This window comes from Streptomyces sp. NPDC048637, assembly GCF_040650675.1.
In the GTDB taxonomy this organism is placed as follows: domain Bacteria; phylum Actinomycetota; class Actinomycetes; order Streptomycetales; family Streptomycetaceae; genus Streptomyces.
On sequence record NZ_JBEZHQ010000002.1, the window covers coordinates 86125 to 99894 of the forward strand.

Annotated in this window: 16 protein-coding genes; 9 read left to right on the top strand and 7 right to left on the bottom strand. The window is 69.5% G+C overall.

Annotated elements, in window-relative coordinates; translation table 11 throughout:
- Window positions 1-27: 27 nt before the first annotated feature.
- Complete coding sequence (locus AB0C46_RS03200) at window positions 28-564, bottom strand: MarR family transcriptional regulator (protein WP_362825285.1); 537 nt, start codon at window positions 562-564, stop codon at window positions 28-30.
- 133 nt (window positions 565-697) lie between these two features.
- Here AB0C46_RS03200 and AB0C46_RS03205 point away from each other — a divergent pair, with 133 nt between their 5' ends.
- Both AB0C46_RS03205 and AB0C46_RS03210 read left to right on the top strand, forming a co-directional pair.
- Window positions 698-1918: an MFS transporter gene (locus AB0C46_RS03205; RefSeq protein ID WP_362825287.1), complete on the top strand. Its 1221-nt coding sequence runs from the start codon at window positions 698-700 to the stop codon at window positions 1916-1918.
- An 89-nt stretch (window positions 1919-2007) separates the two neighbouring features.
- A complete protein-coding gene (locus AB0C46_RS03210; protein ID WP_362825288.1) occupies window positions 2008-2514 on the top strand; it encodes a heme-binding protein in 507 nt (168 codons plus the stop codon).
- Between the two features lie 30 nt (window positions 2515-2544).
- Here AB0C46_RS03210 and AB0C46_RS03215 read toward each other — a convergent pair whose 3' ends face one another.
- Window positions 2545-3102, bottom strand: a complete 558-nt coding sequence (locus AB0C46_RS03215; RefSeq protein WP_362825289.1) for a DUF2269 domain-containing protein — start codon at window positions 3100-3102, stop codon at window positions 2545-2547.
- Between the two features lie 198 nt (window positions 3103-3300).
- Between AB0C46_RS03215 and AB0C46_RS03220 the strand changes: the two genes are divergently transcribed.
- The 3 genes from AB0C46_RS03220 (at window position 3301) to AB0C46_RS03230 (ending at window position 7297) form a co-directional block, all read left to right on the top strand.
- Window positions 3301-3936 carry an HAD-IB family phosphatase gene (locus tag AB0C46_RS03220; protein WP_362825290.1) on the top strand — a complete coding sequence of 212 codons (636 nt, stop codon included), beginning with the start codon at window positions 3301-3303 and terminating at the stop codon, window positions 3934-3936.
- 450 nt (window positions 3937-4386) lie between these two features.
- Window positions 4387-6312, top strand: a complete 1926-nt coding sequence (locus AB0C46_RS03225; RefSeq protein ID WP_362825291.1) for a globin domain-containing protein — start codon at window positions 4387-4389, stop codon at window positions 6310-6312.
- Window positions 6313-6361: 49 nt separating this feature from the next.
- On the top strand, window positions 6362-7297 hold the full coding sequence (locus AB0C46_RS03230) for a pyridoxamine 5'-phosphate oxidase family protein (protein WP_362825292.1): 936 nt from the start codon (window positions 6362-6364) through the stop codon (window positions 7295-7297).
- Between the two features lie 45 nt (window positions 7298-7342).
- On the opposite strand, the gene AB0C46_RS03235 is transcribed toward AB0C46_RS03230, so the two are convergent.
- The 5 genes from AB0C46_RS03235 to AB0C46_RS03255 form a co-directional block, all read right to left on the bottom strand.
- On the bottom strand, window positions 7343-7822 hold the full coding sequence (locus AB0C46_RS03235; protein WP_362825293.1) for an NUDIX hydrolase: 480 nt from the start codon (window positions 7820-7822) through the stop codon (window positions 7343-7345).
- Between the two features lie 48 nt (window positions 7823-7870).
- Complete coding sequence (locus tag AB0C46_RS03240) at window positions 7871-8767, bottom strand: LysR family transcriptional regulator (protein ID WP_362825294.1); 897 nt, start codon at window positions 8765-8767, stop codon at window positions 7871-7873.
- A gap of 311 nt (window positions 8768-9078) precedes the next feature.
- Window positions 9079-10206 carry a cystathionine gamma-lyase gene (locus tag AB0C46_RS03245; protein ID WP_362825296.1) on the bottom strand — a complete coding sequence of 376 codons (1128 nt, stop codon included), beginning with the start codon at window positions 10204-10206 and terminating at the stop codon, window positions 9079-9081.
- The gene (locus AB0C46_RS03250) at window positions 10203-10844 is read right to left on the bottom strand and encodes a low molecular weight protein-tyrosine-phosphatase (RefSeq protein ID WP_362825297.1); all 642 of its coding nucleotides are present in this window, start codon (window positions 10842-10844) and stop codon (window positions 10203-10205) included. Before AB0C46_RS03250 ends, AB0C46_RS03245 begins: the two co-directional genes overlap by 4 nt.
- A 3-nt stretch (window positions 10845-10847) precedes the next feature.
- Window positions 10848-11225, bottom strand: a complete 378-nt coding sequence (locus AB0C46_RS03255) for a phage holin family protein (protein WP_362825299.1) — start codon at window positions 11223-11225, stop codon at window positions 10848-10850.
- 48 nt (window positions 11226-11273) lie between these two features.
- Between AB0C46_RS03255 and AB0C46_RS03260 the strand changes: the two genes are divergently transcribed.
- The 4 genes from AB0C46_RS03260 (at window position 11274) to AB0C46_RS03275 (ending at window position 13740) form a co-directional block, all read left to right on the top strand.
- Window positions 11274-11591 (top strand): cupin domain-containing protein, encoded by a 318-nt coding sequence (locus tag AB0C46_RS03260; RefSeq protein WP_362825300.1) that lies wholly within the window; start codon window positions 11274-11276, stop codon window positions 11589-11591.
- A 224-nt stretch (window positions 11592-11815) separates the two neighbouring features.
- The gene (locus AB0C46_RS03265; RefSeq protein WP_362825301.1) at window positions 11816-12040 is read left to right on the top strand and encodes a DUF5326 family protein; all 225 of its coding nucleotides are present in this window, start codon (window positions 11816-11818) and stop codon (window positions 12038-12040) included.
- Between the two features lie 402 nt (window positions 12041-12442).
- Window positions 12443-13213 carry an IclR family transcriptional regulator C-terminal domain-containing protein gene (locus AB0C46_RS03270; protein WP_362825785.1) on the top strand — a complete coding sequence of 257 codons (771 nt, stop codon included), beginning with the start codon at window positions 12443-12445 and terminating at the stop codon, window positions 13211-13213.
- Between the two features lie 104 nt (window positions 13214-13317).
- Entirely contained in the window at window positions 13318-13740 is a 423-nt protein-coding gene (locus tag AB0C46_RS03275; protein ID WP_168480449.1) for an SsgA family sporulation/cell division regulator, read from the top strand.
- Window positions 13741-13770: the final 30 nt, after the last annotated feature.

Sequence of the window (13770 nt, forward strand, 5' to 3'; positions counted from 1 at the left end):
CGCCCGTCCCTCAGCTGCCCGTCCGTGTCACTCCGGCGGCGCGAGGGTCTCGACGGCGGTGACCAGTGGAGCCAGCTCGGGACGCTGCGCGGCGTCTTTGAGGGCTTCGCGCAGTGCGCCGTTGTGGGTGGGGCGTGCCTCCACCAGGAGCGCGAGGCCATCGGGCGTCACGTTGGTGTAGATGCCGCGCCGGTCGTCGGGGCACAGGTAGCGCGAGAGGAGCCCGCGGTCCTCGAGCCGGGTGACCAGGCGGGTCGTGGCGCTCTGGCTGAGGACGACGGAGTCCGCGACCTGGTGCATCCGCAGATGACCGCCCGGCCCGTCGTGCTGCTCACTGAGCACATTGAGAACTGAGAACTCCCGGACGCTGAGGTCGTGAGCGGCCTGGAGTGCGCGCTCGATGTGCGACTCGATACGGCCGTGCAGTGCGGACAGGGCGCACCAGCCCTGCGCCAGCCCGGGGGGCTCGGCAGGCGGGCAGCCGGGCGCGGCCGCTGCCGGCTGCGGGATCGCCGTCTCCGCCGTCTCCGGCGTCTCCGGCGCTTCCCGTGTCTGCTGCGTCATCGAAGACCTCCTCATGGGGCGCATGAACCAGGATAGGCCACCTCCGAAATATACGGCGCTTGCAATTAATGCGCGTCTGCAATTATTGTGGACGCTCGTAAGAGACGGACGCAATGATGTGAAGGGATCCGTCATGCCTCTCGCACTCCTGGCTCTCGCCATCGGTGCCTTTGGGATCGGAACGACCGAGTTCGCGGTCATGGGCCTGCTGCCCGACATGGCGGCCGGCTTCGGTGTCTCCATCCCCCTCGCCGGATACGCGACCACTCTCTATGCCCTCGGCGTGGTCGTCGGGGCGCCGCTGATGACCGCTCTCGGCACGCGCTTCACCCGCAAGCAGATGCTGATGCTGCTGATGGGCCTGTTCATCGTGGGCAATCTGCTCACGGCCGTCGCGCCCAACTTCGGGATCATGCTGGCCGGGCGGATCGTGGCGGCGTTCACGCATGGTGCGTTCTTCGGCATCGGCGCGCTGGTGGCCGCCGACCTCGTCGCACCCCAGAAGCGCGCCACCGCCATCTCGCTCATGTTCAGCGGTCTGACCGTCGCCAATGTCGTGGGCGTACCGGCCGGCACCATGCTCAGCCAGCACTTCGACTGGCGCACCACCTTCTATGCCATCACCGCGCTCGGCGTGATCGGCCTGCTGGGAATCGTCAAGCTGATCCCCGCACAGCGGGCGAAGGCGGCCTCTCCTCTAGGCAGCGAACTCGCGGTGTTCCGCAACCCGCAGGTCGGCCTCGCGATGCTGATGACGATCCTGGGCTTCGGCGGCGTCTTCGCGGCCGTCACCTACCTCGCCTCGATGATGACCGAGGTCACCGGCTTCGCACCGTCCTCCGTGATCTGGCTGACGGCCATCTTCGGTCTCGGCATGGTCGGCGGAAACCTGGTCTCCGGCCGGTTCACCGACCGCGCCATGATGCCGATGCTGTATGTGTCGCTGACCGGTCTGGCGCTCTCGCTGGCCGCGTTCACCTTTACCGCGCACGACAAGATCGCCGCCACCGTCACCATCGCGCTGATCGGCATCTTCGGCTTCGCCACCGTGCCGCCGCTGCAGAAGCGGGTGATGGACCAGGCGGCCTCGGCGCCCACCCTCGCCTCGGCCGGCAATATCGCCGCCTTCAACTTCGGCAATGCGCTGGCCGCTTGGCTCGGCGGGATCGTCATCTCGGCCGGCCTGGGCTACACCGCTCCCAACTGGGTCGGTGCGCTGATGACCGTCGCGGCGCTCGGGGTGGCGATATTCGCCTCCGCCCTGGAGCGGCGTCAGACGGGCCGTGGCCAGGTGGTGGCCGCCGGCGGACCCACCGTGGTCGCCGACGAGCCCGTACCGGCGGCACACGGCTGACGGCCGCGTCCGTACCGCACCTTCCGTATCACCGGCGCTTGGCGCACCACCAGCGCGACCGGCGTCACTACACCCCAAGGACCACCCTCATGAGCACCCCCACCACCTCTGCCACTTCCGCCACCTCAACTACCTCTGCCACTTCCACCACCCCCACCACCCCCACCACCTCTGCCACCCCCACCGTCCGCCCCCTCACCACCCGCGAGGCCGATGCCCTGATCGAGGCCGCCGTCCGTGCCGCCGACGGCCTCGGGGTGCGGGGCAGCATCACCGTTCTGGATGCGGGCGGTCAGCTGCTCGGCTTCCGCCGGGACGACACAGCCGTGCTGATCTCCGGGGAGACCAGCACCCGCAAGGCCTACACCGCCCTGCAGTTGGACGCGCCGACCGCCGACCTCGTCGACCTCGTACGGCCCGACGGGCTCTTCCACACGCTGCCCACGGCGCTGGACCGGCCGCTGCTCTTCATCGCGGGCGGTGTGCCGCTCCACCGGGACGGCCGGCTGATCGGCGCGCTCGGCTTCGGCGGCGGCGCCCCCGAGCAGGACCACCGGATCGTCACCGCAGCGATAGCGGAGTCCGACCTCGGCTGACTCCGGACGGCCCCAGGGGGGTGTCTCCACCTAACGGACGCCCGCGCCCTTGATGCCGCTCCTTCGTGACCGGACGGCGCGGGCCTCGGCCGACTGTGCCTCGCGCAGTCGGCTGCCGCGTGCGGTCGGCCCCCAGGGCTTGAGGACGGAGATCGCGGTGATGAAGAGATAGGTGGCCGTGGCGACCGCCGGTGCGACGGCGAGGCTGATGTCGGGGGCCGGGGTGCCCGCGGCGGCCTCTGCGGCGAGGTGGTTGATGCCGGGCCGGAGTGAGAAGACCGACAGCAGCACGGTGAGGAGCGTGAGCCAGAACTTCACGAGGACCCAGCGGTGCCGGGCCAGCCCCCAGGCGGTGCCCAGGGACAGCACCAGCCCGGTGACCAGCGAGGCGAAGGCGACGGGCAGGACCAGCCAGTCACCGAAGATCTTCATTGCCCGGTAGGCGACCGTCGCCATCTCGGGGGAGCCGGTGGTGTAGCCGGTGATGCCGAGCGTGAGCAGCCCGAGGGTGAGACCGAGCCAGCTGACGGATACGGCGACATGAAGGACGAGGACGGCCCGGCGGGCGGGGCGGCTGAGTTGCTGCATACCGTCACGTTCCCGCCGCGGGCCGCGCGGTACATCTGCCGGCGGGAGTATCCGCGCGTACGCGGCCATGAGTACCTACCCGAGCTACGGAGCCGAGAGGTGCTCTTCTCGTCGGATTTGGGGTCGTAAGAACCCGGTTGCACCCATACCCCCCTCCCACCCGTGCTTCCCGCCACCGGGCGCCCTAGGCTCCGGGCCATGAGCAAGCTGCATCTGTTCGACATGGACGGGACCCTGCTCTACGGGTCCGCGGCCGCCATCGAGATCTCCCGGCAGCTCGGGCTGGACCGGGAGATCGGCGAGCTGGAACGCAGATTTGCGGCGGGTGAGCTGACACCTGTGCAGTTCGCCCAGCGGGCATGCGAGCTGTGGTCCGCCGAGCTGACCGAACTTCAGGTCGCCGCGGCCTTCGACGGTGCCCCCTGGCTGACCGGAATCCGGGAGGTCTGGGCAGATATCCGGGCACGTGGCGAACGGTGCGCGGTGATTTCCCTGTCCCCAGCCTTCTTCGTCGAACGACTGCTGGCCTGGGGCGCCGACGCGGCGCACGGTTCCCGCTGGCCGGCGGTGCCGATCCGGCAGGCGGTGGAGCCGGCCGGCATCCTCACCTCGGCGGCGAAGGTCCGTATCGCGGATGAACTCTGTGTGCAGTACGGGCTGACCCGGGCCGACTGCGTGGCGTACGGCGACTCCCTGTCGGACACCGAACTGTTCGGGGCGGTTCCGCAGTCGGTGGCCGTGAATGCGGATCACCATGTCAGCGACCTGGCCTCATATGCGTATGCGGGAGGTGATCTGCGCGAGGCATACGAGCTGGTGCGTACTGGCCAGTAATTCGGCACTTTCCGCGGAGGATTCGTCCGCTGTGTGCGCTGAAAATGCACTCTGTGGGGAGGATCACTGTTATCGGAAGGGCCGCACGGAGTGTTCCAAGATCAGGACTTGTGGTTTCAACTACTGCCGGTATGGTCGAGTCCGGCTTGGCGGAGTAAGGGATTCCGTAGGTCCGCGAAGGGTGGGTAAAGCTCGTCAGCCTAGCGGCGAAGTGGCCCGCGACACCCGGACTTCCGACTATTTGTCCACTGTGGTGAGCAGGGGTGGCATGCTGCTGACGCGGCATCTGTTCCACCTTGTCGCAGGGAAGTGAGATTTGTCCGCTTTGGAGGATGTTGCCGGGATCACTTGAGGCGATGAAGAATTCCGGGGCAGGGCGGGGGAATTCCGGGCAGTTCCGATCCACGGAAGTGCGAAGACGACCGAAAGACGTTCGAGGCGAGGCAGACCATGGACGCTCCGACCACTACGTCGGCCGATAACGGCTCTTCCGGCGGGAGCAGTGGCGATTGGGGTTGGTTCACTCCGCCGGCGAAGAAGTCCTCCGGAGAACAACAGGAGCGGCAAAACAGCCAGGAGCGGCAACAAGGCCAGGACGGCCGGGCCGAACCGGACGACCGGAGTGCACACCCCGACCGCGGTGACCACAGAGACCACACTGAGCGGAACGAGAGAGACGAGCGGAACGACCGGGAACAGATACCCAGTCGGCCGGTCAATCCGATCCGGCCGGTAGGCACCGCCGCCGAGCGTGAGCGCGAGACGGAGCCGTCGCAGGTTCCGCCCTCGTGGCACGGGGCGGGCGGAGCGCCCACCGCATCCGCCTACACCGAGCAGTCCGCGGCCGCCTCCGGCTACGCCGCCCCGGCCTACGCGCCAGCGCACCGCGAGGCCGAGCCCTCCTGGCAACATCAGCCGTTCCCGGCCACCCAGCCGGCCTGGGAGCGCGAGTCCGCCCGTGGCCGGGAGCCCGAGCCCGTACACGAATCGGCGCGCGCCGCGGGAGCACCCGCGGGAAGCGCGGCTCCGGCACCGCCTGCCCAGAGCGTGGCCCCGGCACCGCCTGCCCGGAGCGCGGCCCCGGCACCGTCCGCCCGGAGCGCGGCCCCGGCGCCGTCCGCCCAGAGCGCCGCCCCCGCGCCGTCCGCCTTCACCCCCAAGACCCGTCCCGCCGCTCCCGCACCGGAGCCCTCGCTCGACGCCGTGACCGCTTCGGCCTCATCCGCGAGCCCCGCCTCTCCCGACGCGATTCTCATCCGTCGCACCATGGCGGAAATCGAGCCCGTGGCCGACAAGGTCACCTCGTACTTCTACGCGCTGCTCTTCGTCCAGTACCCCGACCTGCGGGCGCTGTTCCCCGCCTCGATGGACACCCAGCGCGACCGGCTCTTCAAGGCGCTGCTCACCGCGGCCCAGCATGTCGACGACGCCGATGTGCTCACCGCGTACCTCGCGAACCTCGGCCGCGGACACCGCAAATACGGCACCCAGCCCGACCACTACCCGGCGGTCGGCGAATGCCTGCTCAGCGCCCTCTCGCGCTATGCGACGTCCAGTTGGGGGCCGGAGACCCAGGCAGCCTGGGTGCGCGCCTACACCGCGATCTCCCAGATCATGATCGACGCGGCCGCCGAGGACGAGGCGGTGGCTCCTGCCTGGTGGCAGGCCGAGGTCGTCTCGCACGAGCTGCGTACGCCCGATATCGCGGTGGTCACGGTCCGCCCCGACCAGCCCTACCCGTTCCTCGCCGGGCAGTACACCAGCGTGGAAACCCCCTGGTGGCCGCGTATCTGGCGGCACTACTCCTTCGCCTCCGCGCCCCGCTCCGACGGACTGCTCTCGTTCCATGTCAAGGCGGTCCCGGCCGGCTGGGTCTCCAACGCCATGGTCCATCGCGCCCGCCCCGGCGATGTCATCCGGCTCGGTGCCCCCGGCGGCACGATGACCGTTGACCACACCACGCGCAGCGGTCTGCTGTGCGTCGGCGGCGGCACCGGCATCGCGCCCATCAAGGCGCTGGTCGAGGATGTCGCGGAACACGGTGTCCGGCGTCCCGTCGAGGTCTTCTACGGCGCCCGCAGCGACCAGGATCTCTATGACCTCGACACCATGCTGCGCCTGGAACAGGCCCACCGCTGGCTCTCCGTCCGCCCGGTCGTCGCCACCGGACCGGCGGCGCGTGGCGGGACGAGCAGCGAAACCGGACAACTTCCGGACGCAGTACGTCAATACGGACCATTCCGGGAGTACGACGCCTACCTTTCCGGGCCGCCAGGGTTGATCCGCAGCGGCGTGGACGCTTTGGTGGGAGTCGGCATCCCGACCGACCGCATACGGCACGACTCCATAGAAGAGCTGGTCTCGGCAGGAGATTGACGTCTTGGCAGCGCAGGGCGAATACGGTCCGACAGGGGAGGGGTGGGGTATGCCACGGCAGGAACGCCCCGGGAGCGACGGCGAGCACCTGGTGCAGCAGAGACTCGGTACGACCGAGCGCGCCGACCGTTTCTACGGGGATCAGGTCCTGGACCATCTCAACGTCCGTATGCAGGAGTTCGTGGCCCGGCAGGAGATGTTCTTCCTGGCCACGGCCGACCGGCACGGCGAATGCGACTCGACGTTCCGGGCCGGCCCGCCGGGGTTCGTCCGGGTGCTCGACGACCGGACGCTGGCGTATCCGGAATACCGTGGCAACGGTGTCATGGCGTCCATCGGCAACATCTCGGAGAATCCGCGCCTGGGCATCCTGATGATCGACTTCACCCGGGACCGCATCGGGCTGCACCTCAACGGCCGCGCGCGGGTCGTCATGGACGAGGAGATGCGGGCGCAGTACGCCGGTCTGCCGGTCGACCCGGTCCCCGGGCGGCGCGCTCAGCTGTGGGTCACGGTCGAGGTCGAAGAGGCGTACATCCACTGCGCCAAGCACATTCCGCATCTGCAGAAGGTCCCGGCGCAGCAGCGTGGGGCGCGGGCATGGGGCACCGACGACGTCAAGCGCAAGGGCGGCGACTTCTTCGGCGCGGCGGCCGAGGCGAGTGAGCGGCCGCCGTTCCGGCGCACGGAGCGCACGAACGAGCACCTTCGGGGCGGACTCCACGAGGACACGGGCGATGCGGCCTACCAGGGCGCGGCTCCGGTGTACGGCGGCGACCCCGCGCAGGTCGGCATGTCCCGTGCCGCACGAGCCGAGCCCGCGTGTGGCGCCGGGCCCGGTGCCTCCGGCCGGGGGGATTTCGTGGAGGAGCTGAACGCGGAGTTCCTCGACCGGGTCGAGCGGGTGCTCGCCCGCGCCCGGCCCCGTCGCCCCGCCGAGGACGAGGCCGGATTCCGCGGATGGTTCGACCGGCGCGACGGCTGACGCGGCGCCTGCGGCAGCGGCCACCGCGGTGGCTCGGCGGTCCGCTCAGCCCAGGTCGGGGGCGTGCATGGCCCGCACGCCCTCGATGTTGCCGTCCAGGTAGTGCCGCAGCGACAGCGGTACGACCTCGACGGAGGCGATTCCGACGCGGGTGAAGGGCACCCGCACGATTTCGTAGTCCCCGCAGGGCTCCTCGACCTCGGGGCCGTGCCGGCGGGAGAGGTCCATCGAGTCGAGCCGGCAGACGAAGAAGTGCTGGACCTTCACGCCGTCCACCCCGCCGTCGCTGAAGTGCTCGACGGTGTCCACGAAGACCGGCACCACGTCCTTGATCTTCGCGCCCAGCTCTTCGTCCAGTTCACGGTGGAGGGCGTCGATGACGGTGGCGTCCTCGGGCTCGACACCGCCGCCGGGAGTGATCCAGTACGGGGCCCGGCCCGGCTTGGTGCGCTTGATCAGAACGAGGTCCGCGCCGTCGAGCAGGATCGCGCGGGCGGTGCGTTTGACGACTGGCCGTTCGTTCATAGGGGACAGATGCCGCAGTCACGGCCTGGTGAAACCCTCGCCCCTCGGTCACCAGTCGACAGCGCTGCGCAGCAGCCATTCATGCGCCCGCGCGATATGCGGCAGGCCGAGCGTCCCGGCCCGTACGGCCAGGAAGTAGGTCCGCAGCGGGGGTACCGGCGGGTCGAGCAGAGTGATGACGTGGCCGCCGGCCAGCGCGTCGGCGCACAGATAGCGGGGCAGCACGGCGAGCCCCGCGCCGGCCGTGACGCAGGACAGCACCGCCCGCAGATCGCCGGCGATCACGGCGGCGGAGCCCGTGGGCTTCGCGTCGAAGACCGCGGACCAGTAGCGGGTGATCAGCGGCAGACTTTCGTGCACCTCGACGATCGGTACGGGGTCCAGCAGACGGACGCCGCCGGCCTGCAGTACCCCGGGGCCGCCCAACTGGGCCGCCCAGTGCGGTGCGGCGACCAGCACATGCTCCTCGTCACACAGCGGGGTGGCGGAGAGCAGCCCGCCGCGCGGCCGGGTCGTGGTGACGGTCAGATCGTGGTGACCGGCCGCCAGACCGGTCAGCATCTTCTCCGCGGACCCGAAGGCGGTGCGGAGGGACAGGCCCTGGGATATCAGCGGGGTCAGTGCCGGGAGCGCGCGCTCGGCAAGGAACTCCGGGGGGCCGGCGAGATGGAGGGTACGGGTGACGGAGTCCCGGTCCAGGCCTGCCTCGGTGATCTCGGTGAGTGCGTCCAGGTGCGGGGCCACCTTGTGGGCGAGCTCGTCGCCGATGGTGGTGGGGGTGACTCCGCGGGCGTACCGGAGGAAGAGCGGGCGGCCCAACTGGCGTTCCAGCGCCCGGATCTGGCTGGTCACCGCGGGCTGGGAGAGGCCGAGTAACGCCGCGGCGCGGGTGAAGGAGCCGGCTCGGTGCACGGTGACGAAGGTGCGCAGCAGAGCCAGATCCATCGCGTACCTCCAGCGCCCCTCGGAAGCCTGGTCGCGGGCCAACTATAAATTTGTCGATAGGGCTGTGTCGCTAGCGTGATTGGACACTGACGCTCAGTCAACTAGCCTTGTTCGAGCGGTTGGGTTTCACGTGGAACATCTGGTTTCACGTGAAACGCGTGGACTCGGGGCCATGTGGAGCCGCAGGCCGGCAGGGCGACGAGGGGGGATGCCCTGCCGGCCGTCCTTACACCTTCAGGCGTGCCGGACATGGCGGCGCGCTCCGCTTGTTCGACTCGTTCCGATGGTCCCGGTTGATGCCGGTTGTCCGGTCAGTTCCGTGCCGCCGCATCCAGCGCCCGGAGAACATCCGCGACCAGATCCTCCGGCTCCTCGACACCGACCGAGAAGCGGATGAACCCCTCCGGTACCGCGTCTCCGCCCCAACGGGCCCGCCGCTCCGCGCTGGACCGTACGCCCCCGAAGCTCGTCGCGTCGTCCACCAAGGTCAGCGCGGCCAGGAACTGCTCCGCGAAGGACGTGTCGGGCAGCACGAAGGACACCACGGAGCCGAAGCGGCCCGGGCGCATCTGCCGGGCGGCGAGCTCGTGGGACGGATCGGACCGCAGTCCGGGGTGGCGCAGGCCGGTGACCTCCGGTCGGTCGGCCAGCGCCGTGGCCAGCGCCAGCGCACCGGCCGACTGCTGCCGCACGCGCAGCGCGAGAGTGGCGAGTGAGCGATGCGCGAGCCAGCTCTCCATGGGACCGGGGATGGCGCCCACGGTCTTGCGCCACAGCCGTACGGAATCGGCGAGCGCGGCATCGCGGGTGCTGGCGTAGCCCAGCAGGACATCGCCATGGCCGGTCAGGCCCTTGGTGCCGCTGGCCACCGAGAAGTCCGCGCCGAGGTCGAGCGGGCGCTGGCCGAGCGGGGTGGCGAGGGTGTTGTCGACGGCGACCAGCGCGCCCCGGCGGTGCGCCGCGTCGGCCAGCCGCTGGATGTCGCAGACATCGAGGCCGGGGTTGGAAGGCGTCTCGATCCACAGCAGCCGGGCGCCGTCCAGCGCATCGAGCTGTGCGTCGTGTGCGGTCGGCGCCGTCCGGACCTCGATGCCATAGCTCTCCAGTCGCGTGCGCACGGCAGGCAGCAGCTGATAGCCGTCGCTGGGGAGCACCACCGCGTCGCCGGAGCGCAGCTGCGAGAAGAGGACCGCGGTGATCGCCGCCATCCCGGAAGCGAAGGCGACGGTATGGGCGTGCTCGTCCGGCGATTCGAGCTCGCCGATGGCCTGTTCCAGACGGGTCCACGTCGGGTTGGCATCGCGGCCGTAGGTGTAGGGGCCGACGGCATCGCCGGGGAGGTGGTAGTGGGCCGCGAACACCGGCCCGGGAAGGGCCGGCTCATAGGCCTCGGGCTCCGGGAGCCCGGCTCGTACGGCGCGGGTGCCGTCGCCCGTCATGCGCTCTCCTTCTCCGGTGGCTGATGCGGTTCCCGGGCTGCGCGCCGGATGTCGGGCTCGGGGGCGCGGGCCGGGACGACGGTACGGGCCGGCAGCGCGGCGCGGACCGCGGTCAGCAGGCCTTCGCTTGCCGTCTCGACCATCGTCAGGCACTCCTCGAAGCCCTCGAAGCCGCCGTAGTACGGATCGGGTACGTCGAGATCGTCGGAGGGATCGAGGTCGGAGGAGGGGACGGACACCGGGCCCGAGCCACTGTCCGCCATCGCGCCCGCCGCCGCGCCCGCCCCGTACGCACGCAGCAGGTGGACCTTGGCGGCGTCCTGTGCGGTGGGGGCGAGGCGGCGCAGCTCGCGCAGATGGCCGGAGTCGAGCGCGATGACCAGGTCGAGGTGGTCGAACCAGGAGGCATGGAACTGGTGGGCGGTGTGAGCGTGTGCATAACCGCCCGCGCGCAGTACGGCGACCGTGCGCGGGTCGGCTCCATCGCCCTCGTGCCAGCCGCCGGTCCCCGCGCTGTCCACCTCGACCAGGCCGTCGAGCCCGGCCTCCGCGAGGCGGGCGCGGAAGACGGACTCCGCCATCGGCGACCGGCAGATGTTGCCGGTGCAGACGAAGCAGATACGGAAGGGAGCGGTCAAGGGTCAGTCCTCGTCGGGAAGGATCACATGCATCGCCCAGGCGACTATCGAGATGATCACGCCGCCGAGCAGTGCCGTCCAGAAGCCGCCCACATGGAAGGCGAGATCGGCCTTGCCGGCGAGCCAGGAGGTCAGCAGCAGCATCAGCGCGTTCACGACCAGCGTGATCAGGCCGAGCGTGAGGATGAACAGGGGGAAGGAGAGCAGCTTCACCACGGGCTTGACCAGGAAATTGACCAGCCCGAAGATCAGCGCGACGAGGATCAGTGTCAGTACTTGGCGGCCGGTGTTCTCACCGGTGAGCGTGATGTCCTTGAGCAGCCAGATGGCCACGGCAAGCGCCGCGGCATTGGCGATCGTCTTGACCAGAAAATGCTTCATGGTGAGATCGTCGCAGACGAGTCTGAATCATCGAGGGGTGCGAACGGCATGAAGGCTTTCCGACTGGATGAGCTGGAAGCGGAGCGGGCCGCGAACGACGGTGCGTATCTGCAGTTCCTACGGGAGCGCAACATGTCGGTCGGTCTGTATGCGCTGGATGCAGGCAGCATCGATCCCCAGCAGCCGCACGCGCAGGACGAGGTGTATCTCGTGGTCAGCGGCCGGGCGGCGATCACCGTCGGGCAGGAGACGCAGTCGGTGGCACGGGGCAGCGTGGTCTATGTGCCGGCCGGGGTGCCCCACAAGTTCCACCACATCAGCGAGGACCTCCGGGTGATGGTGGTCTTCTCTCCTCCTGAGAGCTAAGGGCCGGGCTCCGGGACCCGTAGGGGAAGGGTCAGGGGAGGACCGGGGCTGCGAAGCCCCCACGGCCGTGGTCCGCGTCCTAGCATCGTGGGTGAAGGGAAACCTGAGGCGCGGGGCGGCAGACACGCAGCACGCGGACGGTGCCATCGGCGCGATCCAGCGCGGCAGACAGATAGCGCGGTACGGACAACGACAGCGCGAGAGACAGAGAGCAGGGGAGAGCAGTGGCCGGTAAGGGGATATTCGCAGGGCTTCCGTGGTGGGTCACCTGGGTCGTGGTGCCCGTCATCGTGATCGTCGTCTTCGGTGGACTGATTGCCACCGCACTCGGCTTCCTGATCGGCGTGCTGTTCAAGGTCCTCATCGCGGCGGCCCTGATCGCCGGAGTCATCTACCTCGTCCGCAGGGTCAGCGGCTCGTCCTCTTCCTCGTCGAAGAGTGACTGGTAGGCCACAGCCGAGGAGGCCGCCGCCGGTGCCCGATCGCCGGCGGTCGCCGGGGCTCGCTCCCGCTCGGCGCTGGCCGCCGGACGGTCACCCCGCAAAGCACCCCCGGCACACCTCATCGCGACGCAGTGGGGTCAGCTGTCGAACCCGGCCCGCACAGTCCCGCTCAGCGGTGCGCGGACGGGGTAACTCCCGGCGACTTCGGGCCTTCTGGCTCCCTCCGCCGAGTTAGAGTGCCGATCGCAGGCGTCTTCCGGACGGTGGCGTTCCGGAAAATCCCGGGTGAGAAGAGCCCGGTCCGGGCGTCCTCGTGGGTGCCTGGAAGACGCGCGCGGTCGCGGGAGTTGGTCCCGCGGCCGGGGCCCCGTGCCCCATTGCGAGCGGACCTGGGGGTTGGCGTTGGCAATCGTGAACGGCGAATCCACCTCCCACCCCACCTTGATCGGATCGGTACAGCGGGCGCTCCGGCTACTGGAGGCGGTGGGCGCGCATGCCGACGGCGCGCCCGCCAAGCAGCTGGCGAGAGAAGCCGGGCTGCCGCTGCCGACGACCTACCACCTGCTGCGGACCCTGACGCACGAGGGCTATCTCCAGCGTGAGAACGGTGTCTTCGTCCTCGGCGAGGCGGCCGAGGCCATCGGCGGGGCGGGGGCCAGGCGCCGGCAACGGGCCCATATCTCCGAGGCGCTGGCCCTGGCGGGCCAGGTACTGGGCGCCGCCGTCTACTTCGCTGTCTACCGGGAGGGTGAAGTGGAGGTGGTGGCGGTGACCGACGACCCGGCGCGGCCACCGGTCGTGGAGTGGGTCGACTTCCGAACCACCGCCCATGCCCATGCCATCGGGCAATGCCTGCTCGCGCAGCTTGACGAGACAACGAGGAAGGAGCATCTGGCACGCCATCCCGTCCAGTCGATAACGCCCTTTTCCGTGCGAACTGAGGACGATTTGCTGCATCGTTTGGATACGGTGCGTCGTCGCCAAGTCGCTTACGAGCGGCAGGAATATGCCCTGGGCACGGTGTGCTCCGCCATCCCCGTCCAGGTCGGGGCGGCCGTCGCGACGCTGGCGGTTTCCCTGCCCGTGGACGAACTGCGTCGATTGCGGTCCGTTACAGACCGACTACGGAAAATGGCGGAGGCGACACTAACGACACTCGCCTTCTCTATCAGTATCTGAAAACTCACTCCTTGTGATCTGCTGGCACGTGGCAGACGATGGCGCCAATAGGGCTACGGGGGTTGTTTCCCGGCCATCTCCGATCAAGTGCGGGGCAGTGGTTGATGACCGACACAGTTCAGGCAGAAGTGATCATGAGCTTCGTCGTCTCGGAGGAGCTTGCGTTCCGGATTCCGGTGGAGCTGGACTTCGCCAGCGCCGATCCGTACGCCGTCCGCCTCACCTTCGACCTGCCCGGCGATGCGCCGGTGACCTGGGCATTCGGCCGGGAGCTGCTGCTGGACGGGCTGAGCCGGCCGTCCGGTGAGGGCGATGTGCGTATCGAGCCGGCCTCCCCCGAGCACCTCAGCGATGTCCTCATCAGCCTTCAAGTCGGCGCCGAGCGTGCGCTGTTCCGGGTGAGTGCGGCGCCGCTGGTCGCCTTCCTGGACCGTACGGACCGGCTGGTGCCGCTGGGTAAGGAAGAGGTCTGCGACACCCTGGAGGCCGTACTGGACCAGATCCTCACGGAGGCCCCGGCCGGCTGACCCGGCCCCCGTCGGCCCTCCCCCGCGCCG

What these genes read in the sequence shown, in the direction of transcription:
- AB0C46_RS03200 (WP_362825285.1), bottom strand. Translation starts at nt 564, where the DNA reads ATGACGCAGCAGACACGGGAAGCGCCGGAGACGCCGGAGACGGCGGAG.
- AB0C46_RS03205 (WP_362825287.1), top strand. Translation starts at nt 698, where the DNA reads ATGCCTCTCGCACTCCTGGCTCTCGCCATCGGTGCCTTTGGGATCGGA.
- AB0C46_RS03210 (WP_362825288.1), top strand. Translation starts at nt 2,008, where the DNA reads ATGAGCACCCCCACCACCTCTGCCACTTCCGCCACCTCAACTACCTCT.
- AB0C46_RS03215 (WP_362825289.1), bottom strand. Translation starts at nt 3,102, where the DNA reads ATGCAGCAACTCAGCCGCCCCGCCCGCCGGGCCGTCCTCGTCCTTCAT.
- AB0C46_RS03220 (WP_362825290.1), top strand. Translation starts at nt 3,301, where the DNA reads ATGAGCAAGCTGCATCTGTTCGACATGGACGGGACCCTGCTCTACGGG.
- AB0C46_RS03225 (WP_362825291.1), top strand. Translation starts at nt 4,387, where the DNA reads ATGGACGCTCCGACCACTACGTCGGCCGATAACGGCTCTTCCGGCGGG.
- AB0C46_RS03230 (WP_362825292.1), top strand. Translation starts at nt 6,362, where the DNA reads ATGCCACGGCAGGAACGCCCCGGGAGCGACGGCGAGCACCTGGTGCAG.
- AB0C46_RS03235 (WP_362825293.1), bottom strand. Translation starts at nt 7,822, where the DNA reads ATGAACGAACGGCCAGTCGTCAAACGCACCGCCCGCGCGATCCTGCTC.
- AB0C46_RS03240 (WP_362825294.1), bottom strand. Translation starts at nt 8,767, where the DNA reads ATGGATCTGGCTCTGCTGCGCACCTTCGTCACCGTGCACCGAGCCGGC.
- AB0C46_RS03245 (WP_362825296.1), bottom strand. Translation starts at nt 10,206, where the DNA reads ATGACGGGCGACGGCACCCGCGCCGTACGAGCCGGGCTCCCGGAGCCC.
- AB0C46_RS03255 (WP_362825299.1), bottom strand. Translation starts at nt 11,225, where the DNA reads ATGAAGCATTTTCTGGTCAAGACGATCGCCAATGCCGCGGCGCTTGCC.
- AB0C46_RS03260 (WP_362825300.1), top strand. Translation starts at nt 11,274, where the DNA reads ATGAAGGCTTTCCGACTGGATGAGCTGGAAGCGGAGCGGGCCGCGAAC.
- AB0C46_RS03275 (WP_168480449.1), top strand. Translation starts at nt 13,318, where the DNA reads ATGACCGACACAGTTCAGGCAGAAGTGATCATGAGCTTCGTCGTCTCG.